The organism is Pantanalinema rosaneae CENA516, assembly GCF_050753385.1.
Classification (GTDB): Bacteria; Cyanobacteriota; Cyanobacteriia; order Leptolyngbyales; family Leptolyngbyaceae; genus Pantanalinema; species Pantanalinema rosaneae.
The window spans coordinates 1-2,069 of sequence record NZ_JBLZFZ010000153.1; the positions used below are offsets into that span (position 1 = coordinate 1).

2 protein-coding genes are annotated in these 2,069 nt (G+C 53.1%); both read right to left on the reverse strand.

Going from position 1 to position 2,069, the window contains the following annotated elements; all coding sequences use genetic code 11:
• Window positions 1-140 precede the first annotated feature (140 nt).
• Window positions 141-1,502, reverse strand: a complete 1,362-nt coding sequence (locus ACN4EK_RS32445; protein WP_431662573.1) for an oligosaccharide flippase family protein — start codon at window positions 1,500-1,502, stop codon at window positions 141-143.
• Window positions 1,503-1,551: 49 nt separating this feature from the next.
• Window positions 1,552-2,069, reverse strand: a 518-nt coding sequence (locus ACN4EK_RS32450) for an O-fucosyltransferase family protein (RefSeq protein ID WP_431662574.1), incomplete at its 5' end; no start/stop codon positions are given.

Consider the following 2,069-nt stretch of genomic DNA (forward strand, 5'->3'; position numbering starts at 1 on the left):
GCCTTATGCGCGTCCGTGAACTTCGATGCCTTCACGCCAAAACTCCTCGCCCAGCCAATGATGTCTACAGCGGAAAACTCTAGCAGCGAATGGTCCAGATTTCAGGCACCACAGCAACATTGACACGACGCAGGTCGCCTTTATAAATTAAGCTGGCTTATCCAGAAAATACTCACTGCCGATGACACTAGAGCTAATAAAAAAAGGATCGCGGGAACTCTATATCCCTCGCTATTGCCGAAGTGATTTAAATTCAAGTAGCGAACTTCCCCGAAAAAAGCTACAGCGTGTCCAATTATAATGGCAAACGCAGGCGATACTAGAACCCATAGGCTGTCGCCCAAAAGTTCCGCCAATGGCACAAATATGGCGCCCAAAAACAAGAGCAGCCACTGACCAACCATCGCGTACCGTAATCGGCCTGCGGCTCGCGCATATAACTGTGGAACTAGGCCAATACAGGTCACCCCCCAGGCGAAGCTCAAGATCGTAGAGACAACGATGAAGGCTGGGTCAAGCCCATCCAATAGCATGTAGCTGACCAGCGGGAGTGCCAGGATCTGCGCCATGGAAATCAATAGACCAAGGGAGGAAATATTCGCTTGACCAGCAGCATACTGGATACGGGCCGCTTTACGATCTTGTGCAAGAAGGCGGGCGAATTCGGGCAGGATGGGATTAGCATAGGCTTGAACGAGAGTGCGCGTGGTGGCGGCGTACTTTGATGCTAGTTCGTAGATACCAAGCAAGTTCAATCCGAGTGTGCGCCCAATGAGCAATCGACAAAATGGATCAAACAACGCCATAGGAAGCGTCGAAAGCTGTATGCGAACCGCGAAGGAAGTTGCCTGACGAAGCACACTAAAGCTGAAGTGATGGGGAAAAACCCCGAGTGGCGTGATCCGTCTGCAGAGCAATAATCTTGCGACGAGAAAGGTTAGGGCATGCTGCACGGATTGCGCAAATATAAGCGCTAGTACGCCAAAGTGGCTGACGAGAAGCAAAGCTAACCCAGCATAGATGAGTAAACCCACAATAGCCACTAAGGCACGAATGTCCGCACGACCCACTCCATCTAGTGCCCCCAAATGGACAAGTGCAAGGCAGTTTAATGGGAGAACTGCGATGATACCGAGCAACAGCCAGAGCGCCTCAACGTGCTTAACTGGATCGATCGACCCAAGTAAAATGGGTCTCAACGCGTAATACGATGCAAAACCAAGCAATGCGAACATACTCAATCCTGCAACTGCAGTACTATCGACAAACTGCGCTTGCCTCAATGCGTCGCCACTCTCCGCAGCAACCATTCGTGCCGGGATATTCGCAAGACCGAGGTCCATCAACCGCACGAAAGCGACAAGGCTCATAGTTAATGACCACAAGCCCAGCGCTCCGATACCGAGTGACAGCACCACCTGTCTCATAACCAAGAAGTAGGTCAGGATGGTCAACAGCGCCTGCGCCAGCGACAACAGAGCATTGCGCGATGACTGGTCCACGAGGAGATTGGTGGTTCTGGAGGCAAGCACCCTGAGTGACATTAGTCGGCTAGACAAAGACGTCTCGCTCTTCGTCAAGCGGCGCGTAATGCGCAAGGTCGAAGCCTTCGGGCCAGATCGCAGCACCTCTCCCGAAATAGCGTCCCCAAAGCGAAAAGGTGGAACGTGAGCCGATAAGCACATCGGCCCTTCCCAGAGCCAGCATAGAGGTAAGCGCGTTACCCGGCGGCTCTGGCACAAAACCCTCCAGCTTCAGTTCGGCAATCACGCGCTCAGGCTCTTCGTCGGTAAACAGAACGCCGCGCAGCGCCTTCCTGCCTAGGCGCTCCTGCGCCAGAGCGACAGCATCCCTATACCAGCCCAACGGGATGCGCGTGTTCTGGCGCGACACACCCGCCTTTGCCGCAGCAAAGTCACCTAGCCGAACATGCATCGCGATTTCATAGCGTTCCTTCGGAATTGGCAAGACAGATCGTGAAATCAGGAATTGAGAGACCGTGTCAGCATGACCTACGAGATCGTAGAACTGGCGCGCCATGCCTTCATATCTGTCTCTTATACACATCT